Here is a 26,101-nt window from a genome sequence, read left to right as displayed (position 1 = left end):
GATAAAGGATGCATATACGCTTATTTGTAGCCTAAGATGCATATTTAGTAGCAAGGATATTAATCGGACTGCAGCAAAGGATAAACTGCATGATTGGTATCAGAAGGTCTCAGCATGCACTTTGCGTGAAGTGAAGGCTGCAAGGGATGCTATCAAATACAAGGAGGAAGAAGTACTAAACTACTTCATCAACAGATCAACTAATGCTCATGCAGAATCTCTAAACTCAAAGTTGAAAGGCTTCAGAGCACAGCTCCGTGGAGTACAAGACCTGCCATTCTTCATGTATAGAACGACGATGATCTTTGGATAACAAAATGTTATTGCCACGGATATTTGCAACTGTGCCAGGAAACATTTGTTTCTCTGATATTTTTAACATATTATTTTTGGGTGGCTTGAATATTTGCTAACACACAAACGCATCGTCGCATTTCCAGGCCCTATCGTCAATTTATAAAAAGTAAATAATTCAAATAATCCAAATAATTAATTCAAATAAATTAGAAAGGTATGGAAAAAGAAGAAAAAGTATTCAAAAAAGAGTATGTGTCTCCATTTATTGAGGTGATTGCAACAGCCTTGGACGGCTGCATCATGTTGACTGGCAGCCTTGATGGACAGTTGCATGAATTTGAAGATGGCGGAGAAGAGAATGAGAATGACGGCGATTTGTAAGCGCTTTTACCCTATGTCTCATTATGCTTCTATATACAGAACAATTAAATAAAAACATTAAAACAACAGAAAACATGAAGAAGGTACTATATTTATTGCCCTTGCTGTTATTTGCGCTGATAAGTTCGTGTTCAAATGAAGAAGAACTGCTTGTGCAGTCGGAACAGGGTGCAGCATTGACCATAGACCTCACGGGCGCAATGAACAACGAGGCTGAAACCTTGACTCGCTCAATGGGATTCGAAGTGGAACAAAAAGACGGAAAGGTTGGAAATATCGGTTCGGTAAACATTAAGCCGGCTGATACTGACTGGACTACCCATTTCTTCTTGCGCAAAAAGGGAGAAACCGCTATCCGTAGGTTCGACCTGGGATGGACGCCCGGCGAAAAAAACGGCCGCGTTACCTCGTTGAGAATCCATCAAAAGCCAATCGCCTTTATCGGTGGGGGAGCAACACCGGACGACGGTGCCTATGAGCTGATGGCCATTGGCGGAGGCGGTACGGTAACGGGCGATGGCAAGGTATCGTTTGCCTACGACCCGGATATAGACGACGAGGTGGGCACTAATGGCAACAAGATACGCGTGCCGTTTGCATCGAAGTGGACGGATGTCAGGATTTCTGGCGGCATGCTCGTCGGAAAACTCGATATGAAAGTCATGGGTACGCTTATTTGTATCCGTATCGGCAATACCATGAAGCGCAACATCCATGTGAACAACATTACAGTTATTACTACGAACATGACTCCCGAGGGCACTTTCGACCCCAAGGCGACAGATACCGACGGTTACGCTAAGTGGGAGCGGACAACCATCGAGGGAACAAACGACTATCATACCGCATTCCCTCATCATGTAAACCAAGACATTGCGGCTTCCGCCGACGGGGAACATTCTACCCATACCATCTATACCTACTTCTGGGGAATGCCCGTGGAAGGGAACAATGTGGTACAGAATAAGTCCATGCGTATCTCATGCGACGACTACAAGGTAAAGCGCTGGAATGTATCGATGGAACAGGCAAAGACGCAGAAAGAATTCTCCTATATCTCCGCCAAGGTGGGTGCTACCATCCGCTCGGGCAAGTTCATGCGCGTGGACATGGACATCCTGCGCTTCAAGACTGCTCCTGAGTATGTAGGCGAATACAATGTGTCGCCCACGCCTAAGGTGCTTGCCACGAAAAACTCGAGCCTCACATCGGGCTATTATCTCCCACAAACCTCAAATGAAAATCCTGATGCCGTCGTACCCGAGGGTTACCATATTCCAACTACGGAAGAATGGCTGGCTGTGTTCTCGCCCAGTACTGTGAGCCATGTTCTCACCTTTGTCGATTTCTCTGAAAGGACGGCTGAAGAGCGTATATTGATTAACAGCGAGAAGAATACTTTCCATTCACAGTACAGGGGAAAAACACTTCCCAATGGAAATAATATAGTTTATGCCATCCGATTCCAGAAGAGCAATACCAGCTCTGCCCAATACCCTGCCATGGCGGATAATTCCAAGCGTGCCGTCTATCGCTACGAATTGTGCAAAAAGACGACGGCAGACAATCCTACCGGCGTAACGCTGAAGATAACGGCGCGTTATATTGGCGAGAGCCAGGAGGTAACGCTGGACCAGATTTCCGACGAGAGCTATTGGAATACGAGCAATAATGAAGATCGTACCGTTGAACTGCCGGCCTGCGGCTATGCGACAGGAAATATCAATAGCCAGCTGCAGACAGGAAGCACCCCATCAACTGCACTTGGTGTTATCGGATTAACCAATGAAACCGGAGATGCCTCGAAGTATATGACTTCAACCTTATCCGGCACCCATTACGATGTCATCCAGTTCCAGGCTACATCCGGTACAGGCCCCGTTCCCCAGGAAAACAACCAGTATGTGGTCGTCCGCCCGTTCCTGAACGCTCTGGAATAAACAGCAGGCAGATAAAGAATAAAGTGAAGAGTCTTGATGAAGACTTCTTTGCATTATAAATCGGAAGCGAGATACCTTTTTATTTGGGCATCTCGCTTTTTTTATACTTGTCTTTCCATGATGCGTAATGATAGAAATGCTGAACCTTGTAAAAACCTGCAAAGTAAAAGGCCGCTGAAAGGCGGGCTTCTAACGGCTAAAAGCTCGTCTTTTAGCCGTTAGAAGGTGAGTAAAAGGCCGTCTTTTACTTTTCTGGCAGTAGCAGCCCCGGAAAGAAAGTGATTTTTCGGGGAAAAAAGCTTGCGATTCCGAACATTTTTTTATATGTTTGCAGCGTAAAAGTAAAGACGGATGAAGAAACTGACGAGATGGGCGATGCTCCTCGCGCTGGTGGCGGCAGTCATAGCCGGCATCCGCATGGCGGGGGGCGAGGGGCGGTCGGAGGAGGACTCGGGACTGACAGGACGCCACGACGCCGCAGCTCTGCCGGGCAAGGTGCCGCCCTCGGAGGGCTCTCACCACAGCGTCTCGGTGCGCCAGATGCTGTATATAGCTGAACTGGTAATGGTGGAGGGCGGCAAAGTGGTTGGCCTGAAGGATGAGCGTGCGCTCGACCGCCTGATGACGGGCATGGGCTATCGTAAGGAGCGCTATCGCTTCGAGGAGCAGGACGGGGAGGTGATGGCCTATGCCTACGACTGCGAGCTCGACGAGACGGGCAGTATGGTCAGGGCGCGGAGCAGGGATGCTAACCGACTGCTGGTGGCCTGCGGCTATCAGCCGGAGTCGTCCAACATCGTTATGCTGGTGGTGGCGGATCGTGCGGCCTACGATGAGCTGCTTATGCAGATTCACGGGCTGAACTACTATAAGGCCGATGACGAGGCCTTTCACAAGGAGGGCAGCCGATTCCGCATCTTCCCCTCGGAGCTGATGGGAGGGCACGGGTTTGAGGTGGACATCTGCCGCGAATGAGGCCCGGACGGACGCGAAGGCCCCTCTGTGGGCATCGGCCGGACGGTTTGGCACACTTTTTGCTTAGGACTGAAGAAACAAGCACAATAATTAAAAATAATGATGAAGACAGCTAAATTTTTATTAATGACGATGTTGGTCTCGCTGCTTGCGGCATGCGGGACTACTCGTACAGTACCTATAACCGGTAGAAAGCAGAATCTTCTGATTTCAGATGCTGAAATTATGAGCATGAGCCTCAAGGAATATAATTCCTATATGGCCAAAACGAAGAAGTCTGCCAACGCTACTAATACGGCTATGGTGCAGCGCGTGGGCAGACGCTTGGCCAATGCGGTAGAGTCTTATCTGCGTAGCCACGGTCTGTCCAATGAAGTGGGCCAGTATAGCTGGGAGTTTAATTTGGTGCAGGACAAGAGTGCCAACGCCTTCTGCCTACCTGGTGGAAAGATTGTGGTTTACGAGGGCTTGCTGCCCTATACGCAGAGCGAGGCCGCCCTGGCCGTGGTGCTGGGCCACGAGATAGCCCATGCTGTGGCCAAGCATAGTGCCGAACAGATATCCAAGCAGTATCGACAGCAGTATGCCACACAGATAGGCAGTAGCATCCTCGGGGCCGCTGTAGGCTCTGAGATTGGAAACATTGCAGGCGTACTCGCCCAGACGGGCTTCAAGTTCCGCAACCTGAAGTATAGCCGAGACCATGAGACGGAGGCCGACCACATCGGACTCATCTTCGCCGCCATGGCCGGATACGATCCCCGGGTGGCCGTTCCGTTCTGGCAGCGCATGGCCGCCGGCAACTCCGCCAGCCAGAGCGATGTATTCAGCGATCACCCATCAGACGCCAAGCGCATCGCTGCCCTCCAGCGAGACATGCCCGAGGCGCTGAAGTATTATCAGGCCTCCAACAAGGTGGCTACGACCACTCAGTCCGCCGCGACTGCAAAGAAGAAAACTGCAAAGAAGAAGACAACCGCACGGAAGACCTCTGCCAGAAGAAAATAGAGATTCCAATGCATAATAGGTATCAAGATGATAGAAATCAATTCTTATGAAGAACTTGCCGCACAGTTAGGCAAGGAGTTGGGAGCCTCGGAATGGCTTCAGGTGGATCAGGAGCGCATCAATCAGTTTGCCGATGCCACGCTCGACCATCAGTGGATACATGTAGACCCGGAGCGGGCTCGTGTGGAGAGCCCCTATAAGAGCACGATAGCCCACGGCTACCTCACGCTGTCGCTCCTGCCTCACTTCTGGAACGAGATTATCCAGGTGAACAACCTTAAAATGCAGGTGAACTACGGCATGGATCAGATGCGCTTCGGACAGCCCGTTATTACGGGCAGCCGCCTTCGCCTCGTGGCCACGCTGCACGACATCGCCGACCTGCGAGGCATCTGCAAGGCTGGCATCGCCTTCAAGATCGAAATAGAGGGGCAGCGCAAGCCGGCCCTTGAGGGCATCGCCACCTTCCTCTACTATTTTAATAAGGTATAGGGATAGCAGGCGTGCCAGAGGGGTGCATAGGGCGGAAAACGGGCGAAAGGATGTAAATACATGCTAAAAACTCTTGATTTATGTTCAGTTTTAGCCCCATTGTCGCCTAAAATATGCGATTTTGTTGAAAATATTTGGTGGTCTCATGAATTTTTCATTACTTTGCACCCGGAAATCTTAATGATAAAAGGATTATTATAAACATTTTAATATTTAATTTTTAGAGAAATGAAAAAATTAGTTTTATTGTTCGCAGCTGCTCTAATGGCAGTCTCAGTCAACGCTCAGACCGTTGAAGAGAGCAAGACATTCGACAATTTCTACATTGGCATCAATGGTGGAGTTGCTACAAAGATGACTCAGAACAAGTGGCTTGGCAATCTGAATCCCAATGCTGGTCTCCGCATTGGCCGCTGGTTCACACCTGTATTTGGTCTCGCTGCTGAGAGCAACGCTTACTTTTCTAACAAGCCTTATGCCTCTACGGGTACGGTTGTCCGCCTGGTAAACACAAGCCTGCTAGGTACTGTGAACCTGAGCAACTGGTTTGGTGGTTATCCTGGTGAGCCGCGCGCATTCGAAGTAGTTGCATTGTATGGTCTCGGTTGGGGTCATCTCTTCGGCAATTCTGATGCTTACAAGGGTGCCAATGGCAGAGAGGCTATCAATCACGACAACCTGACATCTAAGGCAGGTCTTGATTTCACCTTCAACCTCGGTGCCAACAAGGCATGGCAGATATATGTTGAGCCAGCTGTTGTATGGGGTCTGAACGACAGAGGTAATGTTGACGCATTGGAAACGAACACTCATACAGCTGACAGACACTATGACATGGGTGACTATGATCATGTAGAGTATAATATCAACAAGGCTATGTTCCAGCTGAACGCGGGTATCGTTTACAAGTTCGGCAACTCTAACGGTACTCACAACTTCAAGATTGCCCAACTCCGCGACCAGGCAGAGATTGACGCTCTGAACTCTACCATCAACGATCTCCGCGATCAGCTCTCCAGAAAGCCTAAGGAGGTTGTGAAGGAAGTTGTGAAGGAAGTTGCTGCTCCTGTACAGGAAGTTAAAGTTGAGAACCTCGTATTCGTAACCTTCGCTCAGGGCAAGTCAGCTCTCACCAAGGAGGCTAAGAAGGCTCTTGACGGTGTTGCAGAAGGCAAGCATGTACAGATTGTAGGTACCGCATCTCCAGAGGGCTCTAAGGAAATCAACGACAAGCTCTCACAGGCTCGTGCAGATGTAGTTGCATCTTACCTCAAGAACAAGGGCGTAGTAGTTGACGAGGCTCTCGGTAAGGGCGTACAGGGTACAACCTCTAACCGTCTGGCTATCGTATATGTAAAGTAATCGAAAAAACAAATCCATAGAAGGGTCCCGATGCTCGGTAAGAGTATCGGGATTCTTTTCATAAAATCAGAACAATAGCATGCAAACACCGAGCAAAGTAGGGCGATATCCGTTTCTGGCAGAGCCTTTCCACTGCGACTTCTCGCAGCATCTCTTCATGGGGCATCTGGGAAATCACATGCTTAATGCGGCTGACTTTCACTCTAACGAGCGCTCTTTCGGCATGAACTATCTTTCCACCATCCACCGCACCTGGGTGCTCTCGCGCCTGGCCATCGAGATGGAGAGCATGCCGCGGGCTTACGACAGGTTCTTCGTGGAGACTTGGGTAGAGGGCGCCATGAAATACTTCACGAGCCGAAATTTCAAGGTGAGCGGCGAAGACGGATCCGTATTCGGCTACGGCCGCAGCGTGTGGGCCATGATAGACACGGAAACGCGTCAGCCCACCGACATCCTGCAGGTGCACAACGGACTTATCCATGCGTATGTGGAGACAGACAAGCCCTGCCCGATAGCCAGCCCATCGAGGGTGAAGATGACGGAGCGGGCCCGTCTCGTGCGCACCATCGAGACTCACTACAACGATGTGGACATGAACGGGCACATCAACAGCGTGAAGTATATCGAGCATGTGCTCGACCTCTTTCCGCTCGACTGGTATCGGGCGCATTTCCTGAAACGCTTCGAGATGGCCTATGTGGCTGAGGCTCATGGCGGCGACCAGCTGAGCTTCTATATGGAGGAGACGGCGGCGAATGAGTATTGCATCCGTATCGTCAAGCATGTGGGCGCACGAGAAGGCGATGGCGGGGAGCTTGTGGAAGTGGCCCGGAGTAAGGCGAAGTTTGCAAATATCTGCTAAAAAATTTGGAGAAATAAAATCAAATCGTTATCTTTGTACCAGATTTAATTACAAATCAGATTTTTATAACTTTTGTACGTAGTGTTTTATTGTAGGAGAGATGGCTCGTGAGGGTCACCTCTTTTCTTTTGTTCTGCTGATCAGGCTGCCGTTTACGACGACCTTCTCTTCCGCAACCAGATATTGGAGGGCGCCCTCCAGCTGCCTATCGGGGAGCTGGAGCCGCAGCAGGTCGGTAATCAGATGCTCCTTGCCGTCGGCCAGGAGCTGCATGATTTGGTTAACAGGATTCCGGAGGCGGCCCGCCGAGAGCTGATCGGTCTTCCGCTCGAGGCACACATCACACTGGTTGCAATCCGTGGCCCGGGTTTCTCCGAAGTAGTTCAGGAGCTGCCGGCTACGGCATTCGTCGTCGTTGTCGGCATAGTGCTCCATGGCGCGAATCCGTCGGATGAACTGCTCCCTGCGCTCTTCGTAGACTTCTTTAGGAAGGCGGAGCCTCTCGATGTCCTCGCGGGCTTGCGAATAGGTGATGTAGGGGCTCTTGCGCTGCGGGATGAAATGGATGATGTGCCGCTCCGAGAGTCCCTTTAATATAAGGTATACCTGCTGGCGTTTCAGCCCCGCCTGCTGGGCTATGTAGGCTTCGTCTACATACGAGTAATCGGTGAAGAGGCCGCCGTAGCTGCGCAGGAGGGCCGTGATGACGGCTTCCTCGTGGCGCGTGGTGGCCTCGAGGCGGTAGAGTTCGTTGCGGCTTAGGAGGAATCTGACCCTTGCGCTTGCGTCCGGGTCGGTCTCATAGACGATGTAGCCCGCCCTCTGCAGGATTTTCAGCGAGGAGTCTACTTGTATGGGGAAGTATTTATAGGTGCTACAGAACCGGTCTATATTGAACTCGCCCGTACAGCCCCGCCCGCTTCCGAGCCCGATCTGATAATAGTAGGCCAGATGCTCGTAGACATCCCTGATATAGTCTTTTGCGGGAAAGTTGTCTGCAATACGCTTCTCCAGCTTGCGCTTGTCGCTGCCGTTGTAGAGCAGCACGGCGTAAGCTTTCCGCCCGTCCCGTCCCGCCCGTCCGGCTTCTTGGAAGTAAGCCTCTATGGAGTCGGGGCAGTCGAAGTGGATTACGAGTCGCACATCCGGTTTGTCGATACCCATGCCGAAGGCATTGGTAGCCACAATGACGCGTTTCTCCCCATTCTGCCACAGGGTCTGGTGCGTGTCTCTGACGGCGGAGTCAAGTCCTGCATGGAAGTAGACGGCACTCAGCCCGTTCTGCTCCAGCAGCTGCGCGATTTCCTTGGATCGTTTCCGACTTCGCACATAGACGATGGAGGAGCCTTCTACCGACTGGAGGATGTGAACGAGTTCCTGATATTTGTCCTGAGTCTTCCGTACGATGTAGGCCAGGTTTTTGCGTTCGAAGCTCATGCGGAAGACATTCTTTTCCTTGAACTCCAGCTTCTCCTGAATATCGTCCACCACTTCGGGAGTGGCCGTGGCGGTCAGCGCAAGCACGGGGATGCCGGGCTTTAGCTTGCGAATTTCGGCAATCTGCAGGTAGGACGGCCGGAAGTCGTAGCCCCACTGGCTGATGCAGTGGGCCTCGTCGACGGTGATGAAGCTCACCTTGATGTGCCTGAGCTTGGCCTTGAAGAGATCGGAGCCGATGCGTTCGGGCGATACATAGAGAATCTTGAAACCCCCGAAGACACAGTTCTCCAGCGTGGTGATGATTTCCTGCCGCGACATCCCCGAGTAGACGGCGGCGGCGCGGATGCCGCGTTCACGGAGGTGAATTACCTGGTCTTTCATCAAGGCGATGAGTGGGGTGATGACGATGCACACCCCTTCCAGCGCGAGGGCGGGTACCTGAAAAGTAATCGACTTGCCGCCGCCCGTAGGCATCAGGCCGAGCGTATCCCTGCCACCGCCGATGCTTTCGATGATTTCCCTCTGGATTCCGCGAAAGTCGGGATAGCCGAAGTTCTCGTGCAGTATGTCAAGAAAGCTCTTCATCCTCAGTCGGCCTGATATCCTCTATTTGCAGTTGAACGGCATTATGCTTGAATATGTTGTCCTCTATGGTATAGGCGATGTCAAAGCTTCTCTTCGATTTAATATACCGTGCGGCGGCACTCTGGCCGAAGGCGATGCCGTTGACTACGGCACTCGACTTGGAGTCTACAAGTTCGAGCTTGATGTGCTCCTGCTCGCGACCCACCACCTTACTCGTGCCGTAGTCGTAGACATCGGTGGTGCAGAAAATCGGCTTCATGTTACCCGGTCCGAAAGGGGAGAATTTCTTCAGCTCGTTGTGCAGCTTCTTGGTGATGTCTTTGAAGTCTATCTGCGTATCGATGTTCAGGGTGGCCTCGGTGAGTTCAGGCTGTATGTGTTCCTCTACATATTTCTGGAACCGCTGGCGAAATTCTTTCACCTGGTCCCATCGCAGTGTGAGGCCGGCCGCATAGGTGTGGCCACCGAAGTTCACGAGCATGTCCCTGCAGCTTTTGATGGCGGAATAGATATCGAATCCGGCAATGCTGCGTGCTGACCCTGTGGCAAACTCGCCGTCGCGGGTAAGCACCACGGTGGGGCGAAAGTATATTTCCGTGAGTCGCGATGCCACGATGCCCACGACGCCTTTCTTCCAGTTCTCGTCGTAGAGCACGATAGACGACCGGTGTTTCTGGTTCTCCAGCCGCGACACGATCTGGTTGGCCTCCTCCGTCATTTGCTTGTCGATATCCTTGCGCTGCTCATTGTATTCGTCGATGTGCTTGGCTTTGCTGCGCGCCGTGCCGAAGTCTTTTTCCACGAGCAAGTCTACGCTTTCCCTTCCGTTCTCCATCCGCCCCGACGCATTGATGCGGGGACCTATGCGGAAGATGATGTCGCTCATGGAGATTTCGCGGTTGTTCAGGCCGCAGATATCGATGATGGCCTTCAGCCCGATGCTGGGATTCTGGTTCAACTGCTTCAGTCCATGGAAGGCGAGGATGCGGTTCTCGTCCACCACGGGCACCAGGTCGGCGGCTATACTGACCGCGCAGAAGTCGAGCAGGGGAATGAGGCGCGAGAAGGGGATTCCGTTGTTCTTGGCAAAGGCCTGCATGAACTTGAATCCCACGCCGCATCCGCAGAGGTGCTTGAAAGGATAGCTGTCATCTTCACGCTTGGGGTTGAGAATGGCCACGGCTTCGGGCAGAGCCTCGTCCGGCACATGGTGGTCGCAGATAATGAAGTCGATGCCCTGCTGTTTGGCATAGGCTATCTCCTCGATAGCCTTGATGCCGCAGTCGAGAATGATAATCAGTTTCACATCCGTTTCCTTCGCGTAGTCTATTCCCTGCTTGCTCACCCCGTAGCCCTCGTTATAGCGGTCGGGGATGTAGTAGTCGATGTTCGAATAGAACTGCTGCAGAAATTTATACACCAGCGCTACGGCCGTGCATCCGTCTACATCGTAATCACCGTAAACCAGTATCCGCTCCTTGCGCCCCATGGCATCATTGAGTCTGTCAACGGCCACATCCATGTCCTTCATGAGGAAGGGATTGATAAGGTCGGCCAGCTGCGGGCGGAAGAAACGCTTGGCTGCCGACTCCGTCGTGATGCCGCGGCGAATCAGCAGATGGGCCAGTATGGGGCTCATGTTGAGCTTCTCTCCCAGCTCCTTAGCTGCTTGTCTTTCTTCTGGTGTAGGTGATTGGTAATTCCATTTGAAGTGCATTTATATTGTCTTTATTTCCTTGCGTTTCCGAGGCGGATTTTGCAAGTCTGCAAACATCCGTGCCCAAAGTTACGAAATAAATACAAGAAAACGGCAGATTGTGTTTTAAATTTTCACAATCTGCCGTAATTTCGTCAGCTTCCTGTTTCGGGGATGCGGCGTGCGAGCCGTGTGCTCACGATCGTACGACTTCCCGGAGGCTCCGTGTCATCAGATGCCGAGCTTCTTTCGGATATCCTTGGGCACGGCGTTCTTGTTCACCATGAAGTCCATGGTGTTGGCGGCGATGAAGGCCTTGGTCATATACCAGATGCCCTTATAATCGCCCGTCTCGCCCCAGGAGTTCTTCACCATGTAGTATTCCTTGCCGTTCTGGTCCTTGGCGATACCGAAGATGAGCATGCCGTGGTCGTCGGTGAGCTCCCAGTTGTCGAATCGCTCCTGGCGCATCTCCTGCGTGGGTTTCAGCTCGGGCACATTGCAGCCCAGGGAGTCCACGAGGCTTGCCTTCTTGGTCTTCGAGAGCTTGAGCCAGCGTGCCATGTCGCTGCCGGCGAGGCTTTCCATCTTCTTGGTGTCGTAGGCATAGGCGAGGCCCTGACGGGTGAAGCCCTCCTCCGACACATCGCCGCCCCAGGCCACGGTGTAGCCCTGCTGGATGGCGTTGTCGATGATGCGCATCATGTCGTCCATGGGCACATTCCACGAGAGGGGATTGCGCCAGTTGTCCTGCACCTCGACGGCAAAGGCTGTCCAGAAGGGGTGGTGCGTGTAGCTGGTGAAGGTGGTATAGTTGTTCCAGTCGAGGCCGAGGCTTGCGGCGAAGCTCTTCGGGGTGTAGCTCTTGCCCTGATAGGTGAAGCTCTCGGGGCACTTGCCGAGGTAAGCGTCGAGGATGCCCTGCATGCCCACTTTCCACTGGTTGGATATTTTCGGTGCCTTGCTTCTTGCCACGGAGGCTACATAGGGCTCCAGCACGGAGAAGAACTCGTTGAAGTTATTGAGCGAGTCGCCGTAGAGGCTGCCGGGGAAGGGCATGGCATCCTCCGGGCAGATGCCGTAGTGCTGGATGCAGTAGAGGGGGTCGTAGGCTGCTCCGCCCTGTGCGAACTGGCAGTCGCCGTGGAGGCGCACCACCTGGACAGCGCGGTCCATATAGGTCTTGTTGGCCACGAAGCTCTCGCAGAGGTCGTAGGTCTTGCCTGTGGCCTTCAGGATCTCGGCCTCGAAGAAGCTCAGCGTGGAGTAGTTCCAGCAGGTGCCCGAGCGGTTCTGGTCCTTGATACTGGTAATCTTGTTTTCCTTGATGGTGGTGAATACAGGCTTGTTGTCGTTCTTCTTGTCCTGTTTCTTCTCGCCTTGTGCGCTTGCGCCCATGGTCATCAGGGCAGCCAGTGCCAGCAATAATACTTTTCTCATTTGGTTTTGTTTTATGTTGTTTGTGTTAGTTGTTCGCCATGAAAGCCTCCACATCCTGTGGATGGTAGGGTATGCGGTCCTTGCCGAGGAACCGGCAACCGTCGGCGGTGATGAGCAGGTCGTCCTCGATGCGTATGCCGCCGAAGTCCTTGTAGGTCTCTATCTTGTCGAAGTTGAGGAACTCCGCGCAGTGTCCCGATGCCTTCCAGTCGTCGATGAGGGCGGGGATGAAGTAGATGCCCGGCTCGTCGGTAACCACGAATCCCTCTTCGAGGCGGCGTCCCATGCGCAGGGCGTTGGTGCCGAACTGGTCGAGTATGGGACGCGTCTCCTCGTCGAAGCCCACATTGACCTGGTCGAGTCCCTCCATGTCGTGCACATCCATGCCCATCATGTGGCCCAATCCGTGGGGCAGGAACATGGCGTGGGCACCGGCGCGGAGAGCCTCGTCGGTGTCGCCCTTGGCCAGTCCGAGCTCCTTCAGGCGGTCGAACATCAGGCGGCATACGGCGAAGTGCACATCCATGTATTTCACTCCGGGGCGTGCCACTTGCAGGGCGTGGTCGTGGCAGGCCTCCACGATGGAGTAAATCTCCAGCTGGCGCTGGCTGTAGCGGCCGTTCACGGGATAGGTGCGGGTGTTGTCGGAGCAGTAGTTGTTGATGGTCTCGGCTCCCGCATCGCACAGGGCGAGGCGCCCGTCCTCGAGTTTTGCCATCGAGGGATTGCCGTGCATGATCTCGCCGTGCTGTGAGAAGATGGTGGCGAAGCTCACCTGTGCCCCGTAGGAGTGGGCTATGCCGTCCACCTGCCCGCCTATGTATTTCTCCGTTACGCCGGGCTTGGTGAGCCGCATGGCTGTGGTGTGCATCTTGTAGCCTATCGCCGCGGCGCGCTCCAGTTCCTCTATCTCCTCCTGTGTCTTCGTGGAGCGCATCTTCACCACGGCCTTGATGAGTGCCATGGAAGCACTGGCCTTCTGGCGGCTGGGGTGGATGCCCGTCAGGTCAAAGAGTTGCAGCTTATTGTCATAACGGTAAGGATTCAGGTAGTGCACCGTGCGTCCCTTGGCCCGTGCCTCGTCGAAGACAGCCTGAAGCAGTCTCATCGGGGCGGTGTGCTCCACGCCCACCGAGGCGGCGAGGTCCCGCACGCTGTCCACGGAGCCGTACCAAACGATATCCTCTATGTCGATGTCGTCGCCCACGAGGGTCTCCCGATCGGCGTCGATGTCGATGACGCCTGCCAGGCCGTCTCTCTGGATTCCGAAGAAATAGAGGAAGGTGGAGTCCTGGCGGAATGGATAATACCCGTTGCTGGGATAGTTGCAGGGCGACTCATTGTTGCCGAATAACACGATGATACCGCTGCCGACGAGCCGCTTGAGCTCGTTGCGGCGCTGGATATAGGTCTCTTTGCTGAACATTTTTGGAGTTTTTAGTATTTATCAGTCGCAAAGTTAGCAAAAATAAAGGAGAAATGAGTAACTTTGGGGACAAATTTATCTGTGCCTATGCAAATTGATTCAAATACGGGACTGGTGCTCGAGGGGGGCGGCATGCGGGGCGTGTTCACGAGCGGCGTGCTCGATGCCTTCATGAAATACGGCCTCTACTTCCCCTATGTGGTGGCTGTCTCGGCCGGGGCGTGCAACGGCATGTCGTATATCAGCCGTCAGCCGCGCCGCGCACGCATCTCCAACATCGACTATCTGGCGCGCTACGACTACATCGGGCTGCGCCATCTGGTAACGCAGGGTTGCATCTTCGACCAGAAGCTGCTCTATGACAAGTTTCCTAACGAGTTCATTCCCTTCGACTTCGACACCTTCTTCCGCTATTCCGACCAGTTCGAAATGGTAACCACCAACTGCCTCACGGGGCGCGCGATGTATCTCCATGAGTCGCACGACAGGCAGAAGGCACTCGACATCGTGCGCGCCTCGAGCAGTCTGCCCTATGTGAGCAAGATCGTCAGGGTGGATGGCATCCCGATGCTCGACGGCGGCATCGTGGACTCCATACCTGTGCTCCGCGCCATGGAGACGGGTCATCCGAAGAATGTGGTGGTGCTCACGCGCAACCGCGGCTATCGCAGCGAGGGGCGCGACATCCGCATTCCCCACTTCGTCTACAAGAACTATCCCCGCCTGCGCGCAGTGCTGAGCCGCCGCATCAAAACCTACAACGACCAGCTCGACCTCGTGGAGCAGCTCGAGCGGACGGGGCAAATTGTCTGCATCCGTCCCGAGAAGCCCGTGGTAGTGGGCCGGATGGAAAAGGATGTGGTGAAGCTCGAGGCTCTCTACGAGGAAGGCTATACGCTCGGAGAGGCCTTCTGCAAAGCGCGGATGCCGTAAGGAGGATTCCTTCCAGCGGCCTTTTACTTTCCTTTTAGCCACTTTTTATTCACCTTTTAGCCGTTAAAAGGCGGGCTTTTAACGGCTAAAAGAATTGCTGTTTGTAATCTTATGATTATCAGTATTTATTCTTCTGTTGCCCCTGCTGGAATCGGCTCGTCCATGGGAATCTTCTCGGAAGTCTGTTCCATATCGTCTTCGGCTGTGTTTCCGGCAGCTCTGGTCTCCTCCACGGCATATTTCTGCGAGGGGCCGTACTTGTTTTCCTCCACATCGCTGTCGAAGATGGTGAGGAAGAAGATGTAGAGGGCGAGCAAGAGGTAGACGGCGAAGACGAGCATGCCTATGGTCGTCAATGAGAGGGAATTCCTAATGCCCGTGCCGATGAAGACGATGGTGAAGCCGGCGAAGCCCAGCAGGTAGGCCGTGCCTATGAGCCAGCCGCTGTGGCCGGTGTCGTGCAGGCGGCGGACGGAGAGGGCGAACATGAGTATCCATGCCACTATGGCCCATGCGCCGATGACGATGCCGTAGGCGGAGAGGCTTCCCGAAACGACGCTCTCGGGTTGGAAGAGGTCGGCGAAGCCGGCCGTCCCTGCTCCTATGAGCATGGCGAGGAGGTAGACCACGAGGGTGATGAGATAGACGCCGACGGTGGTCCACCAGAATTCCGAGCGGCGGGCGCGGCCCTTGAAGTTGAAGATGTTGCGGAACGAGAGCCTTAGAGCCTCGGTGAACTCTACCGGGCGGTTGCACCGGGTAGGCTTGTAGATGGTGTAGGTCTTCATAATGGATATATGTTTTAGGGGTTATTCATCCTCCGGAGTGTACTTGGGCGAGGGGCCGTAGTCGTTTTCGCCCTTGTCGCTGTCCTGCAGGCAGAAGACGATGCAGACCACGCTGAAGACGGCGGCCACGGCCAGCAGGCCCCACACCGCCCACCGCACCAACGGCGAGGGCCAGGCTGCCATGTAGACCACCACAGCCGCGGCGAGGGGCAGGAAGATGCCCGCGAGCCAGCTGTCGCGCCGCCCTGTGTCGTGCAGGCGGCCGTAGTTCTCCATCACCCACAGCCCTATGGGCACGATGCTCACGGCGACGAAGATGAGGTCTATGAGCAGATGGGAGAGGTTGAGGTGGAAGAGGTCTTCGAGAATGTATCTGATGAGGTCGAACGCACCCACATAGAGGGCGCCGGCCAGCATGCACCACCAGTATTCCGAACGGCGCACGCGCTTGCGCTCAAAGCCTCCGAGGTCGCTGAAGGCACTCTTCAGGGCCTCGCGGAAGGAGAGTCGCGGTTTGGCAGTATACTTCATGGTAAGGTGTATTTTATTTCTTCAGCAGGTCGGGGCGCAGCCGTCGGGTGCGCTCCAGGCTCTGCTCTATTTCCCATTCCTTGATTTTCGCCTCGTTGCCGCTCAGCAGGATGTCGGGCACGCGCCAGCCCTTGTATTCGGCGGGGCGCGTGTAGATGGGTGCGGAGAGCATGTCGTCCTGGAAGCAGTCGGAGAGGGCGCTCTGTTCGTCGCTGATCACTCCGGGCACGATGCGCACCACGGCGTCGGCGATGATGGCGGCAGCGAGCTCGCCGCCGGTGAGCACATAGTCGCCCACGGAAATCTCGCGGGTGATGAGATGGTCGCGCACGCGCTGGTCGATGCCCTTGTAGTGTCCGCAGAGCAGGATGAGGTTGCCCTTCAGGGAGAGGTCGTTGGCCATGTGTTGGTCAAACCGCTCGCCGTCAGGCGATGTGAAGATTACCTCGTCATAGTCTCTCTCGGCCTTCAGGGCCGTGATGCAGCGGTCGATGGGCTCTATCTGCATCACCATTCCGGCGAAGCCCCCGTAGGGGTAGTCGTCCACGCGGCGCCACTTGTCCGTTGTGTAGTCGCGCAGGTTGTGCAGGCAGATTTCAGCCAGTCCTTTCTTCTGCGCGCGGGCTAAAATCGACTCATTAACAAAACCCTGGAGCATTTCGGGCAGTACGGTGATAATATCTATTCTCATAATTATAGGTGCAAATATAGTGCAAAAGCATGAAAAATGCAAGCAAACCATGCTTTTTTTGCCTCTGGGTGGCAGGCTGTCCTCTGGGAAGAGAGTGGCCCGTTGAGATAATTTTGCGCCGGGAAAGCCGTCGTCTCGTATATTTTATATATCTTTGCGCCCAATTAATAACCGATAGATACTAAAGATGAAAAGAATTCTAAGCCTTTCAGCGGCGCTCCTGTTGTGCTCGCTGACCTTTGCCCAGAACATTCAGTTGCACTATGACCTCGGCCGACAGCTCTACAACGACCTGTCGCCACGGCAGGACCTGACCACCACCGTCGAGATGTTCAAGCCCGACCGCTGGGGCAGTACCTTCTTCTTCACCGACCTCGACTATAAGAGCGACGGCGTGATGGGAGCCTACTGGGAGATCAGCCGCGAGTTCAATCTCGACAAGCGGAAGCAGTTTGCCGCCCACATCGAGTATAACGGCGGACTCACCAGCGGCCACATGGCCGACTCCTACTATGCCAACCGCTTCCAGCATGTGGCCCTGCTCGGCGGTGCATGGAACTGGCACAGCGCCGATTTCTCGAAAACCTTTTCCGTGCAGGCCATGTATCGTTACACCTTCAAGAACGGACACACCGGCGCACGGCCGTTCAGCGGTTTCCAGCTCACCGAGGTGTGGGGTGTGAACTTCGCCAATGGGCTCTGCACCTTCAGCGGTTTCTGCGACCTGTGGTACGACCGCAGCGTGCGCGGCAACCTCATCCTCGTCAGCGAGCCGCAGTTCTGGTTCAACCTCAACACGCTCAAGGGCTGGCAGGGTGTTAACCTCAGCCTGGGCACGGAGGTGGAAGTCTCCAACAACTTCGTGTGGAATGAGGAGGGACGCAATGACAAGTTCTATGCCCTCCCGACCCTCGCGGCGAAGTGGACATTCTGATGGAGAGGGGTAAGGAGTATGGAGTAGAGGAGTAAGGATAGGGGAGTAAAGAGTATGGGAGTGAAGTCTTTTATCCTTACTCCTTATTCCCTTACTCCTTTATTCCTCATTCGTTCCCCCAAATCTTTCGAAAAACTCCGCTTCGGAGATGATGGGCGTGCCGAGTTGGCGCGCCTTTTGGTTTTTGCCGCTGGTGCTCTCAAGGTCGTTGTTGATGAGGAAGTCGGTGGCCTTGCTCACCGAACCGGTAACCTTGCCGCCCTGACTCTCGATGTAGGCCTTCAGCTCGTTGCGGTTCTTATACTGGTAGACCTCGCCCGTAACGACGAAGGTGAGACCGCTGCAGCGGTTGCCTGACGCGGCGGCTTGCTCCTCGTGCAGTTCCAGCTCGCCGAGCAGGCGGTGCAGCATGGCGATGTTGTGCTCCTCCTTGCACCAGCTGACGAATGACGCCGACTTCTCCGGACCGATGCCGTTGATGGTGGCAAAGAAGGTGGGGTCCTCTGTCTTCATGGCCTCCTCGACGAGTTTTTCGAGCGGGTAGGCGGCCAGCAGCCGCTTACACACATCCTGTCCGCACATCGGGATGGTGAGGGCGTAGAGCAGCTTGCGTGCTTCCACCTTGCGCGAGGACTCCAGGGAGTTGAGCAGATTGTGCACCGACCGCTCGCCGAAGCCCTCCATTTGGGAGAGTTCCACGGCGTGGTCGCGCAGGTGATAGAGGTCGGCTGGTTCGCTCACCCAGCCCAGGTTGATGAACTTAGCCAGCGTCTGCTCCGAGATGCCGTCGATATCCATGCCCTCCTTCGACACGAATCGCACGAATTTCTTCAGCTGCTTGGCAGGACAGTCGGGATTGGTGCAGCGCAGGGTCTTCGTTCCGCTGGTCTCGCTCACCGACACTTCCGTGGGATGCTTGCACACGGGACACTCCCCGGGTACGGTAAACGCTCCCACGGACTGCGACACACGGATGATCTTCGGGATGATTTTGTTGGCTTTAATGACACTTATCCGACTGCCTTCGCCGCCTATGCCCAGCCGCTCGCACTCGCTGATGTTGCAGAGCGAGGCGCGGCGCACGGTGGTTCCCTCCAGTTCTACGGGGCGGAACACGGCCACGGGATTGATGGTGTTGGCGGCACACGACCACTCGATGTGCTCCAGTTCGGTCTCCGCGCTCTCGTCCTGCCACTTGAAGGCATAGCCCGCCCGTGTGGCGTGGTGCCCCGTTACGGAGCCCGTCTGGGCGTAGACGGTGTCGTCGTAGGTAATGACGAGTCCGTCTACGGGGTAGGGGCAGGCGCGCCGTGTAACCTTTTCCGTCCAGCGGTCAATTGTCTCTTCAATATTCTGCAGCGTGGGCTGGCCGATGAACTCGTGCTCTACGGTGTGAAAGCCGTTCTGTTCGAGGAAGTCCATACGTGCCCCCCACGATTTGATTTCGTCGTCGGCATAGACCAGCGTGAACGGTATCCACCGGATGCGGCGCTGCTTCACCTCCTCCGGATCTTTAAGGGTGAGCGAGCCCGAGGCTAGGTTGCGCGGGTTGGCATACTCCTCCTCGCTCTCCATGTTGAATTGTTCGAAGTCCTCATAGGAGATGACGGCCTCGCCCCGAATCACCACATGTCCCTGTGCGGGGATGCTCTGCGGAATGCCGTTGATGGATGGAGCCAGGTGCGTGATGTTCGTCCCGATGTGCCCGTTGCCGCGCGTTACCACCTTCGTGAGCCTGCCGCCGTCGTAGGTAACCACCAGCGTGAGGCCGTCGAGCTTCCACGAGAGCCACACGGGGCGTCCTTCCGCCCATTTGGCCAGCTCTTCGGGCTTCTTGGTCTTGGCCAGGGAGAGGGCGGCGAACTCGTGCTCCTCCTTCTGTCCGGCAATGTTGTCTTCCGACACCTTGTGGGTGGGCGAGTCGGGGAGCATGGCGCCCGTCTCCTGTTCCAATGCCTTCAGCTGGTCGAACTTGGCGTCCCACTCATAGTCGGTCATCAGTTCGCCCCGCCCATTATAGTAGGCGTCGGCAGCCTGGTTGAGCTCCGCTATCAGGCTGCGCATCATTTCCTGTTTGTCTTCCATTTACCTATATATAAAGTATTTGCCTTCCGTTCCCTCGCAATAGCTGTCGGCCAGCTGCAGGATGTATTCCGCCGTGGCGCACACCTGGGCTTCCCGGCCGTCGTATCCGTTGACGAGTGCGAGCAGTCGGGTGGTCTGCAGTTCAATCTTCGTGCGCTCGTTGTCCGAGGTGGGAGTGCCCACGCCTCCGCTTGCGTCGCGGTAAACGGGCAGTCCCTCTATATTGAGCAGTCCCCGTCCGATGCCCTCGTAGGGCTCTCCGGCGCGTCCGATGCCTAGGGTGAGCGTGTCGCCCTCCAGCTTGTCGGCGTCGAAGCCCCCGATGCTGTAGCCGAAGCGGATGCTCGCCAGGTTGACGAGATCTACGAGCGTGTCTATCTGATAGAGCCGCTTGCCCTGCAGCATACGGCGGATGAGGGCCTCTGCGGAGGGTCGGTAGCGCGAGGGGTCCTTGCCGCAGGCGCGGTAGACGCGGCGCGTGGCGGCTATGGCGGGCATCTCTTTCAGCGTCTCGGTGTTCAGGGTGTCGCGATAGTGTGCGCCGAGCGCGTCGATTTCCCGCCACAGCCCCTCCGAATAGGGCGTGTTGACGACATTGACTTCCACGCAGGCACCCACGAACCCGGGGCATACTGACTCTATTTCCTGTGATACGATGATGTTCATGGTCTGTTGATGGTTTGTTCAGCTTTTTTCACGCTACCGTATTTCCTAAGGAGGGCTTCAGCCTCCCGGCGGTCGGTATACTGTGGGTTGCGCTCCATGAAGAGGCGCACGGCGCGGTCGAGGAGCTTGCGGTTGATGACCTTGGCGTTCACCATGCGGTTGCCTTCCACCCGTCCGAGGCGTATCATGCAGGCGGTGCTGATCATGTCGAGCACCATCTTCTGCGCCGTGCCGCCCTTCATGCGGGTGGAGCCGGTAACGAACTCCGGCCCTGTGAGCACCACGACGGGATAGTCTGACTGTTCGGACACAGGCGCATCGGGGTTGCCGACCATGGAGCCCGTGGTGATGCCTTCCGCGCGGCAGTGCCTCAGGGTGGACAGGACGAAGGGAGTGGTGCCGCTGGCGGAGAACCCCACCACGATGTCCTGCCGTGAGATGCCGTGCTCCTGTAACTGCCGCCATCCGCCGTCGATGTCGTCTTCCTTCGACTCCGTGGTGTTCAGCAGGTCGCCTACGCCACCGGGAAACACGGCCTGTATCATCTCGGGCGGCGAGGTATAGGTGTTCTGCACCTCGATGGTGTCGAGGATGGCGAGGCGTCCGCCCGTTCCGCAGCCGCAGTAGAAGAGCCTTCCGCCCGCCCGCAGTTTCTCCACGACAGCCGTGATGAGGCGTTCTATTTGAGGCAACGCCCGATCTATGGCGTCGGATACGCCGCGGTTCTCGCGGTTGATGTCCGCGATGAGCTCGCCCACCGGCATGCGCTCCAGGTGGTCGTAGCGGGAGGGCTGCTCTGTGATTCTTTTGTCCATGTCGATGCGAAATTACGAAAATATTCTCAGATTGCCGCCGTCGCTCCATGATTTTTTATTATATTTGCAGACAAAAATCCACAAGCCATGGCAATCGTAATAGGAATCGATGTGGGCATCAGCACCACGAAGATCGTGGGAATCAATGAAGACGGCATCGTCGTCTCGCCCATCCGCATCAAGGCCACCGACCCCGTAACCTCGCTCTACGGGGCTTTCGGCAAGTATCTGATAGACAACAAGCTGCAGCTCAGCGACATCGAGCGGGTGATGATCACGGGCGTAGGGGCGGCATATATTGACCAACCCATCTACGGACTGCCCACCGACAAGGCCGAGGAGTTCGTGGCCGACGGACTGGGGGCGCGCTATGAGACCGACCTCGACGACATGATCGTGGTCTCCATGGGCACGGGAACTTCGTTCGTGCAGTGCAAGGGCGACGACATCCGCCACATCGGGGGCATCGGCGTGGGCGGAGGAACACTCATGGGGCTCTCGCGCATCATGCTCAAGACCGACGATGTGCGCACTATCACTTCGCTCGCCATGCAGGGCGACCTGGCCAACATCGATGTACAGATAGGCGACATCAGCCCCTATCCGCTGCCCGGACTGCCCAAGCACGCCACGGCCTCGCTCTTCGGCAATGCCAAGAGCAACGCCTCGCGTGAGGACATCGCCAAGGGAATCATTACCACCGTGCTGCAGACCATCGGCTCGGGCACCATCCTGGCGTCGCTCAACTCGGGCATACGCGACTTCGTGCTCATAGGCAACCTGACGCTGCTGCCCCAGTGCAAGGAGGTGTTCCCGGGTCTGGAGAAGCTCTACAAGGTGCACTTCGTCATTCCCAAGTACTCGGAGTTCTGCACCGCCATCGGGGCGGCACTGTGCTATGTGAAACCTCTCCAAGCCTCCCCAAAGGGGAGGATGTAAGGGGAAACCTCTCCCCGAGCCTCTCCGGCCTCCCCCTAACCCCCTCCCGTAGGGGGGAACCTCTCCCCGTTCCTCTCCCAAGGAGAGGGAGTTCTCTCCCCTTGGGGGAGAGTTAGAGAGAGGTTAGAATAAGAGAATAAGAGCCAATGGCAGTTTACCTTGTTGTTACACGCCGCTTGTAATGCCGTTACACACGGCGTGTAATCATGTTACACACGGCGTGTAATCGCATGGGAAGCCATAGACTGCCTGACGGGCAGCTTCAATCATATAACAATCGCATACTCTATGCAACGACGAAAGACAAGGAAAACCAAGACCGACACAAGCCTCTCGCTCTTCAGCGCGGAAGAGATGGCGGGGCGCATCACGCAGGTGAGGGAGACGGCAAGTCCCGCCACGCCGCCGTTTGACGACGACCGCATGATTGCCGAGATGGCCGCCGTGCTGCGTCAGATCAGCCGCATGGATGCCGACAGCGTGCGCAGCATCGCCCTCACGGCCACGGCAGCCTCGCAAGGCGGCATTGACCTGCAGGGCTCTTACCGGTTGCCGTCGGTCAGCGAGGGCACCCTCGACGGCTATCGCCTCGGCGCATGGCTCTACTGCTCGTTTCTCGAGGCTTTCCCTCTAATGGCCGACAAGCTCAGGTTGCCTTATGGTGAGTGCTACCGCAAGGCGCTCGAAGAGGCGGCCCCGGTGGTATGACGCCCCGTGCAGAGCCGCCCGCACACCCTGAAAGAAAATGAACCCATGAAGAGAAAATTCATCCTGATGGCACTCCTGCTCCTCGCCGCGTGTGGGGCGTGGGCGCAGAAATCCCAGAAGCAGGCTGCCGCTCTCCGTGAGCGAGGCCTGCAGTCTATCACCACGGCGGCCGCCCGGGCGCATGTTTACTTCCTCGCCAGCGACCTGCTCAAGGGTCGCAAGGCAGGCGAGGAGGGGGCGCAGCTGGCGGCGGAGTATATCATTTCGCGCCTCCGGGAACAGGGTGTGCAGCCCCTGCTGGAAGATTATGGTCAAACATTTGAGGCCGTGAGCCGTGCCACCCTCGGTCGTCCGCGCTGGTTCGCGGAGGTTGACAGCGTAGCCCTTATCAGGCAAAGTCGCTATCAGAGCCTTCGGCTGCGCAATATCTTGGGAGCGATACCTGGGCAGCGTACCGACGAATATGTCGTCATCGGCGCCCACCTCGACCACGAGGGCATGAATGTCCACCTTGTGGGCGACGCCATCTATAACGGAGCCGACGACAACGCCTCGGGCGTGAGTGCGGTGCTCCAGATCATGAAGGCCTTTGCCGAGAGCGGTGCGAAGCCCGTGCGCACGGTGGTCTTTGCGTTCTGGGACGGCGAGGAGGAGGGTCTGCTCGGCTCCCGTTATTTCACCGAGACCTGCCCTTATATAGATAAGGTGAAAGGATACATCAACTTCGACATGATAGGGCGCAACCACAAGCCCGACAACCTGCCCTACATGGTCTACTTCTACACCGCCGCCCATCCCGAGTATGCCGACTGGCTGCGGAGCGATGTGCAGCGATACGGTCTGCGTCTCGACCCCGACTATCGAGCCTGGGACTATCCCGTGGGCGGCAGCGATAACGGTTCCTTCGCCCGCAAGGGCGTGCCCGTGGTGTGGTATCACACCGACGGCCACCCCGACTACAACCAGCCTACCGACGAGCCGCAGCTCATCAACTACGAGAAGACGGCCGACATCACCCGCGCAGCCTACCTCTGTGCGTGGCGCATGGCCAACCCGTAGGGCAGGGAAGCCGTCGTCAGTCTCCCTTTTCTTCATATCGTGCACGATATAATGTTAACGGAAGTTTAAAAGAAAACAATCGTGCACGATATTTCTTAAAGCTTGTTAAGGTTTTAATTGAATCGCTTGCGATATAAAATAATCGTTGTATCTTTGCATTGTCAAAAGAAACCGGCAACGGATTTCACACGACAAGGACAAATAACGACAAATAATTAAACAAAAAATAAAACGAACGATTATGAACGCAAAGAATTCAATTGAAGCATTACAGTTTTTCACCACAGGTTTGACAAACGGCGCCTTTGCCCATTTGGTACAAGGCAAGCACTTCGAGGCCATGGGCTTCAAGAAGCTCGGAGAAAAGTATACCGGCCACTACGACGAGGAAATGGGCTGGGTGAAGAAGTTCATTGAACGCATCAACGACCTCGGCGGCGAGGTGAAGATTGAGGATCAGAAAGGCCGTGAGCTCGTGAAAGACCCCGTGGACTACATCAAGGCCGACCTCGCAATCCAGGAGAAGGGCGTGGAACTGCTCTACGGTTGCATGGAAGGCCTGAAGGACGATCCCACCACCTACGACATCATGAAGGGCTATTTGGCCGACGAGGAGGAAGACCTCTACTGGAGTCAGGAGCAGGTAGCGATGGTAGACCTCATCGGCCGCGAGAACTGGTTGCTCAGACAACTCTAAGAACCCCTCCAGACGCATGGCTCCCCTCCCATACAACGGCGGGAGCCACGCTTTAATAAATATAAAAGCAGAAGATTCAGGATAATGGAAATAATGACATTCTTATATATGACCGCCACCCTCGTAGGCCTCGGGCTTATAGGGCTGATAGGCTCTGAAGTATAGGAGGTAAAGGAGATGAGGAAAAACAAGTTATGGCAACAATTTATGATTTCAAGGCTCTCGCCAGCAAAGGCGGCGAGATAGACTTCAAGCAATTTGAAGGCAAGGTGCTGCTCATCGTCAATACGGCCAGCAAATGCGGCTTCACGCCCCAGTTTGAGGGGTTGGAGGCACTCAACCAGAAATACAAGGACCGCGGTCTCGTGGTCATCGGGTTCCCCTGCAACCAGTTTGCCCACCAGGACCCGGGCACCGACGAGGAGATAAGCGGCTTCTGCCAGCTTAACTATGGAGTAACCTTCCAGATGATGAAGAAAGTGGATGTGAACGGCCGCAATGCCGCCCCCGTCTTCCGCTACCTGCGCAAGCAGACCGGAGGGCTCTTCACCAACGCCATCAAATGGAACTTCACCAAGTTCCTCGTGTCGCGCGACGGCACCGTAATCAAGCGTTATGCCCCCACCACGGAGCCCAAGAGTCTGGAGAAAGACATAGAGGCCATGCTCTGACGGAAGCGTCAGGGCAAGGCCAAAGCTGACTAACCACTAAAAAAGACAGGCATCATGGCATACGATCAACTGAAGCTCGACCGGCAGCTCTGCTTTCGCCTCTACACGGCAAGCCGTCTCATTACCCAAGCCTATGAGCCCTATCTCCGGCCTCTGGGCATCACCTACACGCAGTATCTCGTGCTGCTCGTACTCTGGGAGAAAGACGAACTGCCTATCAATGACATCGGCAAGCGGCTGCTGCTGGGCATCAACACCATCTCGCCGCTCATCAAGCGCATGGAGAATCAAGGCCTCGTGGCTCGTCGCTGCGGCGACACCGACAAGCGGCAGCAAATCGTGTTCCTCACCCAGAAGGGCAAGGGCCTGAAGCGCGAGGCGGCCAGGATTCCCGGATGCATGGGCACCGACCTCGCCGGCTGCGGCCTCGACGCGGAAACCCTTACAGGACTCGTCCCCCTGCTCGACGAGCTCATCGCGAAGATGACGGTGTGCGACCGCGCGGTTGACGGCCAGTAAGTGTCCCGCCCGCTGAAGACCGGTACATGACGGAGAAAACAGACGGCACAGGGCGGGCCTGAATATTTTTGAGGTCATGTGCTTGCTGTTATGACAGAAAATGATTACTTTTGCGTAAGGATATTATAAAGGGTCTGCCCGGAGGCCGCCAGACGGCT

General features: G+C 55.5%; 26 protein-coding genes. 16 read left to right on the top strand and 10 right to left on the bottom strand.

Annotated features, from left to right (window positions below; genetic code table 11):
- The 8 genes from BM114_RS06380 to BM114_RS06350 all read left to right on the top strand — a co-directional run.
- A partial coding sequence (locus BM114_RS06380) for a transposase (RefSeq protein WP_143089269.1) occupies positions 1-313 on the top strand: 313 nt, incomplete at its 5' end.
- A gap of 200 nt (positions 314-513) precedes the next feature.
- Positions 514-678 carry a hypothetical protein gene (locus tag BM114_RS14335; RefSeq protein ID WP_177207064.1) on the top strand — a complete coding sequence of 55 codons (165 nt, stop codon included), beginning with the start codon at positions 514-516 and terminating at the stop codon, positions 676-678.
- Positions 679-752: 74 nt separating this feature from the next.
- On the top strand, positions 753-2,618 hold the full coding sequence (locus BM114_RS06375; protein WP_143089268.1) for a fibrobacter succinogenes major paralogous domain-containing protein: 1,866 nt from the start codon (positions 753-755) through the stop codon (positions 2,616-2,618).
- Between the two features lie 351 nt (positions 2,619-2,969).
- Positions 2,970-3,593 carry a hypothetical protein gene (locus BM114_RS06370; RefSeq protein WP_092111567.1) on the top strand — a complete coding sequence of 208 codons (624 nt, stop codon included), beginning with the start codon at positions 2,970-2,972 and terminating at the stop codon, positions 3,591-3,593.
- A 102-nt stretch (positions 3,594-3,695) separates the two neighbouring features.
- Positions 3,696-4,601 carry a M48 family metallopeptidase gene (locus BM114_RS06365; RefSeq protein ID WP_092111595.1) on the top strand — a complete coding sequence of 302 codons (906 nt, stop codon included), beginning with the start codon at positions 3,696-3,698 and terminating at the stop codon, positions 4,599-4,601.
- Positions 4,602-4,628: 27 nt separating this feature from the next.
- The gene (locus BM114_RS06360; RefSeq protein ID WP_369808402.1) at positions 4,629-5,093 is read left to right on the top strand and encodes a MaoC family dehydratase; all 465 of its coding nucleotides are present in this window, start codon (positions 4,629-4,631) and stop codon (positions 5,091-5,093) included.
- Between the two features lie 228 nt (positions 5,094-5,321).
- A complete protein-coding gene (locus BM114_RS06355) occupies positions 5,322-6,455 on the top strand; it encodes an OmpA family protein (RefSeq protein WP_092111561.1) in 1,134 nt (377 codons plus the stop codon).
- A gap of 79 nt (positions 6,456-6,534) precedes the next feature.
- Positions 6,535-7,320, top strand: a complete 786-nt coding sequence (locus BM114_RS06350) for an acyl-[acyl-carrier-protein] thioesterase (protein ID WP_092111558.1) — start codon at positions 6,535-6,537, stop codon at positions 7,318-7,320.
- A 114-nt stretch (positions 7,321-7,434) separates the two neighbouring features.
- On the opposite strand, the gene BM114_RS06345 is transcribed toward BM114_RS06350, so the two are convergent.
- From BM114_RS06345 to BM114_RS06330, 4 genes are all read right to left on the bottom strand, one after another.
- On the bottom strand, positions 7,435-9,345 hold the full coding sequence (locus BM114_RS06345) for a RecQ family ATP-dependent DNA helicase (RefSeq protein ID WP_092111556.1): 1,911 nt from the start codon (positions 9,343-9,345) through the stop codon (positions 7,435-7,437).
- Positions 9,329-11,062 carry a single-stranded-DNA-specific exonuclease RecJ gene (gene recJ, locus BM114_RS06340; RefSeq protein ID WP_092111554.1) on the bottom strand — a complete coding sequence of 578 codons (1,734 nt, stop codon included), beginning with the start codon at positions 11,060-11,062 and terminating at the stop codon, positions 9,329-9,331. The genes BM114_RS06345 and recJ overlap by 17 nt, the downstream gene beginning before the upstream one ends.
- Positions 11,063-11,272: 210 nt before the next feature.
- Positions 11,273-12,481 (bottom strand): C1 family peptidase, encoded by a 1,209-nt coding sequence (locus tag BM114_RS06335; protein ID WP_092111552.1) that lies wholly within the window; start codon positions 12,479-12,481, stop codon positions 11,273-11,275.
- A 25-nt stretch (positions 12,482-12,506) separates the two neighbouring features.
- The gene (locus BM114_RS06330; protein ID WP_092111550.1) at positions 12,507-13,907 is read right to left on the bottom strand and encodes an aminopeptidase P family protein; all 1,401 of its coding nucleotides are present in this window, start codon (positions 13,905-13,907) and stop codon (positions 12,507-12,509) included.
- An 87-nt stretch (positions 13,908-13,994) separates the two neighbouring features.
- Between BM114_RS06330 and BM114_RS06325 the strand changes: the two genes are divergently transcribed.
- Positions 13,995-14,840, top strand: coding sequence for a patatin-like phospholipase family protein (locus BM114_RS06325; protein WP_092111548.1), 846 nt, complete (start codon positions 13,995-13,997; stop codon positions 14,838-14,840).
- Between the two features lie 125 nt (positions 14,841-14,965).
- Here BM114_RS06325 and BM114_RS06320 read toward each other — a convergent pair whose 3' ends face one another.
- The 3 genes from BM114_RS06320 to trmD are packed head-to-tail and all read right to left on the bottom strand — an operon-like array spanning position 14,966 to position 16,850.
- The gene (locus BM114_RS06320; protein ID WP_092111546.1) at positions 14,966-15,628 is read right to left on the bottom strand and encodes a DUF805 domain-containing protein; all 663 of its coding nucleotides are present in this window, start codon (positions 15,626-15,628) and stop codon (positions 14,966-14,968) included.
- A 21-nt stretch (positions 15,629-15,649) separates the two neighbouring features.
- Positions 15,650-16,159: a DUF805 domain-containing protein gene (locus tag BM114_RS06315; RefSeq protein WP_092111544.1), complete on the bottom strand. Its 510-nt coding sequence runs from the start codon at positions 16,157-16,159 to the stop codon at positions 15,650-15,652.
- A gap of 13 nt (positions 16,160-16,172) precedes the next feature.
- Positions 16,173-16,850, bottom strand: a complete 678-nt coding sequence (gene trmD / locus BM114_RS06310) for a tRNA (guanosine(37)-N1)-methyltransferase TrmD (RefSeq protein WP_092111541.1) — start codon at positions 16,848-16,850, stop codon at positions 16,173-16,175.
- Positions 16,851-17,037: 187 nt separating this feature from the next.
- Here trmD and BM114_RS06305 point away from each other — a divergent pair, with 187 nt between their 5' ends.
- Entirely contained in the window at positions 17,038-17,784 is a 747-nt protein-coding gene (locus tag BM114_RS06305) for a nucleoside-specific channel-forming Tsx family protein (RefSeq protein ID WP_092111539.1), read from the top strand.
- A gap of 99 nt (positions 17,785-17,883) precedes the next feature.
- Here the strand turns inward: BM114_RS06305 and ligA are convergent, their stop codons facing one another.
- Genes ligA through BM114_RS06290 form a run of 3 tightly spaced genes read right to left on the bottom strand, consistent with a single transcriptional unit; the run spans position 17,884 to position 21,350 of the window.
- A complete protein-coding gene (gene ligA / locus BM114_RS06300) occupies positions 17,884-19,869 on the bottom strand; it encodes an NAD-dependent DNA ligase LigA (protein WP_255406447.1) in 1,986 nt (661 codons plus the stop codon).
- On the bottom strand, positions 19,870-20,535 hold the full coding sequence (locus tag BM114_RS06295) for a B3/B4 domain-containing protein (RefSeq protein WP_092111537.1): 666 nt from the start codon (positions 20,533-20,535) through the stop codon (positions 19,870-19,872).
- Positions 20,532-21,350, bottom strand: coding sequence for an N-acetylmuramic acid 6-phosphate etherase (locus BM114_RS06290; RefSeq protein ID WP_092111534.1), 819 nt, complete (start codon positions 21,348-21,350; stop codon positions 20,532-20,534). The genes BM114_RS06295 and BM114_RS06290 overlap by 4 nt, the downstream gene beginning before the upstream one ends.
- An 87-nt stretch (positions 21,351-21,437) precedes the next feature.
- Here BM114_RS06290 and coaW point away from each other — a divergent pair, with 87 nt between their 5' ends.
- The 6 genes from coaW (at position 21,438) to BM114_RS06260 (ending at position 25,943) form a co-directional block, all read left to right on the top strand.
- Positions 21,438-22,289, top strand: a complete 852-nt coding sequence (gene coaW / locus BM114_RS06285) for a type II pantothenate kinase (protein ID WP_092111532.1) — start codon at positions 21,438-21,440, stop codon at positions 22,287-22,289.
- Between the two features lie 288 nt (positions 22,290-22,577).
- On the top strand, positions 22,578-22,997 hold the full coding sequence (locus tag BM114_RS06280) for a hypothetical protein (protein WP_092111529.1): 420 nt from the start codon (positions 22,578-22,580) through the stop codon (positions 22,995-22,997).
- Between the two features lie 45 nt (positions 22,998-23,042).
- Complete coding sequence (locus tag BM114_RS06275) at positions 23,043-24,056, top strand: M20/M25/M40 family metallo-hydrolase (RefSeq protein ID WP_092111591.1); 1,014 nt, start codon at positions 23,043-23,045, stop codon at positions 24,054-24,056.
- Between the two features lie 241 nt (positions 24,057-24,297).
- Positions 24,298-24,753: a ferritin-like domain-containing protein gene (locus BM114_RS06270; RefSeq protein ID WP_092111527.1), complete on the top strand. Its 456-nt coding sequence runs from the start codon at positions 24,298-24,300 to the stop codon at positions 24,751-24,753.
- Positions 24,754-24,947: 194 nt separating this feature from the next.
- On the top strand, positions 24,948-25,424 hold the full coding sequence (locus BM114_RS06265; protein WP_092111525.1) for a glutathione peroxidase: 477 nt from the start codon (positions 24,948-24,950) through the stop codon (positions 25,422-25,424).
- Positions 25,425-25,478: 54 nt separating this feature from the next.
- Complete coding sequence (locus BM114_RS06260) at positions 25,479-25,943, top strand: MarR family winged helix-turn-helix transcriptional regulator (protein ID WP_092111523.1); 465 nt, start codon at positions 25,479-25,481, stop codon at positions 25,941-25,943.
- Positions 25,944-26,101: the final 158 nt, after the last annotated feature.

Source organism: Prevotella sp. KH2C16, assembly GCF_900113305.1.
Classification (GTDB): domain Bacteria; phylum Bacteroidota; class Bacteroidia; order Bacteroidales; family Bacteroidaceae; genus Prevotella.
Note: the sequence above shows the minus strand (reverse complement) of the source record. Positions and strands in the feature narration are given on the sequence as shown.

Coding starts and splice junctions, on each gene's coding strand:
- BM114_RS14335 (WP_177207064.1), top strand. CDS start 514: ATGGAAAAAGAAGAAAAAGTATTCAAAAAAGAGTATGTGTCTCCATTT.
- BM114_RS06375 (WP_143089268.1), top strand. CDS start 753: ATGAAGAAGGTACTATATTTATTGCCCTTGCTGTTATTTGCGCTGATA.
- BM114_RS06370 (WP_092111567.1), top strand. CDS start 2,970: ATGAAGAAACTGACGAGATGGGCGATGCTCCTCGCGCTGGTGGCGGCA.
- BM114_RS06365 (WP_092111595.1), top strand. CDS start 3,696: ATGAAGACAGCTAAATTTTTATTAATGACGATGTTGGTCTCGCTGCTT.
- BM114_RS06360 (WP_369808402.1), top strand. CDS start 4,629: ATGATAGAAATCAATTCTTATGAAGAACTTGCCGCACAGTTAGGCAAG.
- BM114_RS06355 (WP_092111561.1), top strand. CDS start 5,322: ATGAAAAAATTAGTTTTATTGTTCGCAGCTGCTCTAATGGCAGTCTCA.
- BM114_RS06350 (WP_092111558.1), top strand. CDS start 6,535: ATGCAAACACCGAGCAAAGTAGGGCGATATCCGTTTCTGGCAGAGCCT.
- BM114_RS06345 (WP_092111556.1), bottom strand. CDS start 9,345: ATGAAGAGCTTTCTTGACATACTGCACGAGAACTTCGGCTATCCCGAC.
- recJ (WP_092111554.1), bottom strand. CDS start 11,062: ATGCACTTCAAATGGAATTACCAATCACCTACACCAGAAGAAAGACAA.
- BM114_RS06335 (WP_092111552.1), bottom strand. CDS start 12,481: ATGAGAAAAGTATTATTGCTGGCACTGGCTGCCCTGATGACCATGGGC.
- BM114_RS06330 (WP_092111550.1), bottom strand. CDS start 13,907: ATGTTCAGCAAAGAGACCTATATCCAGCGCCGCAACGAGCTCAAGCGG.
- BM114_RS06325 (WP_092111548.1), top strand. CDS start 13,995: ATGCAAATTGATTCAAATACGGGACTGGTGCTCGAGGGGGGCGGCATG.
- BM114_RS06320 (WP_092111546.1), bottom strand. CDS start 15,628: ATGAAGACCTACACCATCTACAAGCCTACCCGGTGCAACCGCCCGGTA.
- BM114_RS06315 (WP_092111544.1), bottom strand. CDS start 16,159: ATGAAGTATACTGCCAAACCGCGACTCTCCTTCCGCGAGGCCCTGAAG.
- trmD (WP_092111541.1), bottom strand. CDS start 16,850: ATGAGAATAGATATTATCACCGTACTGCCCGAAATGCTCCAGGGTTTT.
- BM114_RS06305 (WP_092111539.1), top strand. CDS start 17,038: ATGAAAAGAATTCTAAGCCTTTCAGCGGCGCTCCTGTTGTGCTCGCTG.
- ligA (WP_255406447.1), bottom strand. CDS start 19,869: ATGGAAGACAAACAGGAAATGATGCGCAGCCTGATAGCGGAGCTCAAC.
- BM114_RS06295 (WP_092111537.1), bottom strand. CDS start 20,535: ATGAACATCATCGTATCACAGGAAATAGAGTCAGTATGCCCCGGGTTC.
- BM114_RS06290 (WP_092111534.1), bottom strand. CDS start 21,350: ATGGACAAAAGAATCACAGAGCAGCCCTCCCGCTACGACCACCTGGAG.
- coaW (WP_092111532.1), top strand. CDS start 21,438: ATGGCAATCGTAATAGGAATCGATGTGGGCATCAGCACCACGAAGATC.
- BM114_RS06280 (WP_092111529.1), top strand. CDS start 22,578: ATGCAACGACGAAAGACAAGGAAAACCAAGACCGACACAAGCCTCTCG.
- BM114_RS06275 (WP_092111591.1), top strand. CDS start 23,043: ATGAAGAGAAAATTCATCCTGATGGCACTCCTGCTCCTCGCCGCGTGT.
- BM114_RS06270 (WP_092111527.1), top strand. CDS start 24,298: ATGAACGCAAAGAATTCAATTGAAGCATTACAGTTTTTCACCACAGGT.
- BM114_RS06265 (WP_092111525.1), top strand. CDS start 24,948: ATGGCAACAATTTATGATTTCAAGGCTCTCGCCAGCAAAGGCGGCGAG.
- BM114_RS06260 (WP_092111523.1), top strand. CDS start 25,479: ATGGCATACGATCAACTGAAGCTCGACCGGCAGCTCTGCTTTCGCCTC.